2 protein-coding genes are annotated in these 713 nt (G+C 37.2%); both read left to right on the top strand.

Translation table 11 applies throughout. The features are described 5' to 3' along the window. On the top strand, positions 1–205 hold a 205-nt coding region (locus tag ACYVTD_RS15035; RefSeq protein WP_461248518.1), incomplete at its 5' end, for a hypothetical protein. Between the two features lie 18 nt (positions 206–223). Then, complete coding sequence (locus tag ACYVTD_RS15030; RefSeq protein ID WP_461248517.1) at positions 224–607, top strand: hypothetical protein; 384 nt, start codon at positions 224–226, stop codon at positions 605–607. Positions 608–713 lie beyond the last annotated feature (106 nt).

Raw genomic sequence — 713 nt, 5'->3', positions numbered from 1 at the left:
GGTTTATATGCATAAACTAATATCTCAATTTGCAAAAGAGCGAGGAGTTGCCTTTAATTCAAAGATTGATTATAACGAGATTGATAATCCTGTGAATAGCATTCGACAAATGATTGCAGATAAAATGGGAATAGCTCCTGATAAAATTGAAAGTATGACTTTTGGAACAAGTATGAATCAACCAAGAATTAAAATCAAAAAATAGGATAGGCTGGGGGAAACTATGTCTATTAGAAAATATCTCGACGATGTAACGAAAGCTAGCAGTCGAGAAATTATAAATGACTATAGGGTTATAAAAGTTGTACATAGTGGTACGGGTGATGATGATGAAAATGAATGCTTGGCAAAACTTTTAGCTACGGCTGAACCGTTGTATGATTTAGGATATATTCCAATTAAAAGAGAGATTTTTGCGCCTGACCAGAGCGTGCTTGATATCTGTGCGGGAGATGTACTGCCGGAATATGTTGGGCAAATGTTGCTTAGAAGAAGGTGCAAGAAGAGGAGCATACCACCTTTTGTTAAAGAGTGGCCTACTGGCAACTTGATCAATGGGAAAATTGTGGTTTATGAAAATGAACCAAACAATGATAAAAAGATATAGGGGAGATAAACACGGCTAATAGAAGCCAAGACAGTGTCAACACCCGGATGCTCAGCAATTATATTCTCTAAATGCCCCTCCGTAAAACCCGTATGCGGAAATATAT

This window comes from Treponema sp. R6D11, assembly GCF_054786075.1.
The sequence above is the reverse complement of the archived record's forward strand: the minus strand, read 5'-3'. Positions and strand labels throughout refer to the sequence as shown.

Excerpts from the sequence above, each read along its gene's own strand:
- ACYVTD_RS15030 (WP_461248517.1), top strand. The coding sequence starts at position 224 with ATGTCTATTAGAAAATATCTCGACGATGTAACGAAAGCTAGCAGTCGA.